The 4346-nt window shown below is 48.1% G+C and carries 3 protein-coding genes; all 3 read right to left on the bottom strand.

Features of this window, described 5'->3' with window-relative positions; all coding sequences use genetic code 11:
• Positions 1 to 978 (bottom strand): tRNA lysidine(34) synthetase TilS (tilS, locus tag HRU21_11735; protein ID NRA42960.1); only part of this gene is annotated, 978 nt, incomplete at its 3' end.
• A gap of 9 nt (positions 979 to 987) precedes the next feature.
• Positions 988 to 1938 (bottom strand): acetyl-CoA carboxylase carboxyl transferase subunit alpha, encoded by a 951-nt coding sequence (gene accA, locus HRU21_11730; protein NRA42959.1) that lies wholly within the window; start codon positions 1936 to 1938, stop codon positions 988 to 990.
• A 98-nt stretch (positions 1939 to 2036) separates the two neighbouring features.
• Positions 2037 to 4346: DNA polymerase III subunit alpha (gene dnaE / locus HRU21_11725; protein ID NRA42958.1), on the bottom strand; the 2310-nt coding region annotated here is incomplete at its 5' end.

Below are 4346 nucleotides of genomic sequence, written 5' to 3'. Positions count from 1 at the left end.
TGATATGCAACTCTCCGCCAGCTGCTGTAACTGTTGCTCACCAAGTTGCAGCGCTTGCTGCGCTAACCAGTGGTTCAAAGCATTTTTCAAACGCAGGGCTGAGTTGAAATGCTTAAGTTGCAAAAAAAGTCCTGCAGCATCTTGGCCCAATGCTGCAGCCAAATCGAGTTCTGCTAACTCTGCTAATAAGACAGCGGCCTCTTGCTGATACTCGGTATTTTTTACTAACCTGTTGACTGCCATTGGCCAACGCTGTTGCAGCGTAGGTAAGACTTGGTGGCGAATATAATTACGATCAAACGCCGTATCAAAATTTGAACAATCCTCAACATAGCTAAGCTTGAATCGGCTAACATAATCCCTAAGCTCAGCCTGAGGCAAATCCAGCACAGGTCGCCATAGTCGCATGGGTTTATCAGTGCAGCTTGATTGTGGCACGCTGGCGTTTAGCTCAGATGCCTGCACCTCAAGCCAAGCCTGCATTGAGGCTAGGCCTTTAACCCCGGCACCGCGCATACTGCGATAGATAAATGTTTCTGCCTGATCTTGCTGATGATGCGCCAGCACAACCACATCGTCGCTATCGGCGATCTGCATAAAGGCCTGCCAGCGCGCTTGTCTAGCTTGTGCTTCAAGATTCTGCAGTCGGTCCGCTTTGCCATGATTAAGCAGATTGGCATGATGCGAGAAGAGTTCAACGCCAAGCTGTTGACACTGTTGTTGGCAATGCGTCAGCCAGTCATCAGCTTCAGATTGTAGGCCATGATGCACATGAATCGCTGCCAGTTTTGGCAGCTGCAAGCCTGCCTGCAACAAACTCTCGGACTGTAAACAGCGATGCAAGCTATGCAGTAATGCGGTGGAGTCTTGCCCACCACTGAGACCAAGCAGCAGGCGTGAGATTGGTCGAGATGAACGCTGATGGTCTGCCAGTAAGACCGAAATTTGATCAATAAGATGCTGTTCTAGACTACTCAATTGCCAGCTTTAATCATTGCCATAGGACATAAGGCGTTGATAGCGTGTTGCCAATAGCTCGTCTTCCGACAGCTGTTGCAGGCCTTCAAGCTGCTGACAAACGTGCTCTTTAATGCGCTCGGCCATTAACGCAACATCGCGATGCGCGCCGCCCAAAGGCTCTTCGATCGTCGCATCGACAATGCCGAGCTCCTGCAGCTTCGATGAGGTCACACCCATCGCTTCAGCGGCTAGATTAGCCTTTTCAGAGGTTTTCCAAATAATATTGGCACAGCCCTCAGGTGAGATCACGAAATAGGTAGAGTATTGCAACATGGCAACATGGTCACCAACACCAATTCCTAGTGCACCGCCGGATGAGCCTTCACCAATGACTACACAGATGATCTGCGTTTTCAAACGACTCATCACCGCCAAATTTTGCGCGATAGCCTCAGAAATGCCACGCTCTTCAGAATCAATGCCTGGGTAGGCCCCAGGGGTATCAATCAGGGTAACAATTGGCAGCTTGAAACGTTCGGCCATTTGCATCAGGCGTAAGGCTTTGCGGTAGCCCTCAGGCTTTGGCATACCAAAATTACGCTCAACCTTTTCTTTCACGCTGCGGCCTTTCTCTTGCCCAATCACCATGACTGGTTGGCCTTGTAAACGCGCAATACCGCCAATAATCGCCTTGTCATCGGCATAATGACGATCGCCATGCAGCTCATCGAAATCATCAAATATCAGAGGGATATAGTCAGCGGTGTAGGGTCGTAGAGGATGACGAGCAACACGCACGATATCCCAAGCACTTAAATCGTCGAAAATCTTCGATGTAAGCGCAGTACTTTTCTCATTGAGTTTCTGAATTTCTTCAGTGATGTTGATATCAACATCGTCACCGAGAGACTGTAATTCTTGAATTTTAACTTCAAGGTCAGCAATCGGCTGCTCAAAATCAAGATAATTAGGATTCATAATGGATACTTCTTATTCGTTCTGTCCATGTTTGATGCGCATTGTAACCTAAAGCAAAGTTTGGGAAAACCGCGTTTTAGTTTGCGCCAGCCTTTACGCTAGGCGAACTTGAAGTTGTCCGCGCCAATAATTGCAGTGAGTTGATCAATTAAGGCATCAGACGGCTGAATACGCCAAAGCTCGTCAGGCTTAACCATAGCCTGCGCCGAGTGTCGCAAGTTCTGATACTGAATAGCGATGGCGCAGCCCTGTTCTTGCTCGCAACGCGATGCACTTAAGGTGTCCATCAGTAGCTGCTTGTCACGTTGCCAGACATCGCTGTTAATGCGTAAAAATAGCTTGCGGTTGCCTTTCGCACGAACTTCGCTCATATCCATAACAGACTGCACACGCAAGCGAATACCGCCAGAAAAGTCGTCTGACTCGACTTCTCCTTGCACAAATATCACCGCGTCTTTGACTAGCTTGTCTTTGACTTCATCCAGCATGCTAGCAAATACCGTGGCATCAATACGACCGGTTTGATCATCCAAGGTTATAATTGCAAGATTGTCGCCGCGCTTAGTTTTGATGTAGCGAATATCGGCAACCATGCCAGCCACTAAAACCAGTTTTTTATCCGCCTGCAGTGCATGCAGGCGCTTCACATTCAGCTCATTTAAGTCAGCAGAGTATTCTTCGATAGGATGCCCACTTAAGAATAAACCGAGCGTTTCTTTCTCAGCGGCTAATGTATCGCGGCCACGCGCTATCGGTAGATGCTGATAGTTGGCATACACATAATCATCGTTTTCTGCCTCGACCGCAGCAAACAAATCGACCATGCCCTGCGCCTGATTACTGTGCTGTTGCTCTGCGGCCTGAACCGCCTCAGGTAATGCCGCTAACAACACCTCACGTCGCTCGGATAAACCATCAAAAGCACCCGACTTTATCAACGCTTCAATCGCGCGTCGGTTCATTTTGCGTAAATCAATACGGCGGCAAAAATCAAACAAATCCGAAAACGGGCCATCAGTACGTGCGTCGATTATTGCCTCAACAGGCCCTTCGCCTAAGCCTTTTATAGCGCCCAGGCCATAGATAATGTGATTATCTGCATCAACCGTGAACATATAATCACCGGTGTTAACATCAGGGTGCATCAAACTCAGCTGCATCTGGCGACACTCTTCAACCAAGGTCACAATTTTGTCAGTATTTTGCAGTTCTGAGGATAACACCGCGGCCATAAACGGTGCGGGATAGTGGGTTTTTAACCAAGCGGTATGATAAGACACCAAGGCATAGGCAGCAGAATGAGACTTGTTAAAACCATAGCCGGCGAACTTTTCAACCAGGTCAAAAATCTTCATGGCCAATTCAGGGTCAACACCTTGGCTGATCGCGCCCTGCCTAAACACCTCACGTTGTTTGGCCATTTCCTCGGGCTTTTTCTTACCCATCGCACGACGCAGCAGGTCGGCGCCGCCAAGACTATAGCCAGCCAGCACCTGGGCAATCTGCATCACCTGTTCCTGATAAACAATGACGCCATAGGTGGGCTTTAAGATGGGTTCTAACCATTGATGTTGATATTTCGCATCAGGATAAGCCAATTCTGCGCGACCATGCTTTCGATTAACAAAATCATCGACCATCCCAGAATCTAAGGGGCCAGGGCGAAATAAAGCCACTAAGGCTATCATGTCTTCAAGATTGTCGGGCTGCAGCTTTTTAATCAGCTCTTTCATGCCGCGTGATTCAAGTTGAAACACTGCGGTGGTCTCGGCGCGCTTTAATAATTCATAGGTCTTGGGATCGTCAAGCGGAATAGCCTCAATAATTAATTCAGACTCACCTACAGCTTGCCGCTGCTTGTCAATAATAGCTTTAGCCCAGTCAATGATGGTAAGAGTTCGTAAGCCTAAAAAGTCAAATTTTACTAAGCCGGCTTCCTCCACATCATTTTTATCAAATTGCGTGACCATACCCTGACCATTTTCGTCAGAATATATAGCCGCAAAATCGGTTAATTTTGTTGGCGCAATTACCACACCGCCCGCATGCTTACCAACACCTCTAACGGTACCCTCAAGCTGGATCGCCATATCCCAAATCTCTTTGGCATCCTCATCGCTTTCGATCATTTCGCGCAGCGGCTCTTCTTGCTCGAGCGCTTGTTGCAGGGTAATACCAGGCGTAAATGGTATGGCTTTAGACATTCTATCCGCAAGCGAATATGGCTTTGACTGCACTCGCGCAACATCTCTAACGACCGCCTTGGCCGCCATGGTTCCAAAAGTGACAATTTGAGACACCGCCATGCGACCATAATTTTCAGCCACATAATCGATGACTTTTTCGCGGGTATCCATGCAAAAATCCACATCAAAATCTGGCATTGATACCCGTTCTGGGTTTAAAAA

The organism is Pseudomonadales bacterium (genome assembly GCA_013215025.1).
In the GTDB taxonomy this organism is placed as follows: Bacteria; Pseudomonadota; Gammaproteobacteria; order Pseudomonadales; family DT-91; genus DT-91.
This window is presented reverse-complemented; position numbering and strand designations above follow the sequence as displayed.

What these genes read in the sequence shown, in the direction of transcription:
- accA (NRA42959.1), bottom strand. Translation starts at nt 1,938, where the DNA reads ATGAATCCTAATTATCTTGATTTTGAGCAGCCGATTGCTGACCTTGAA.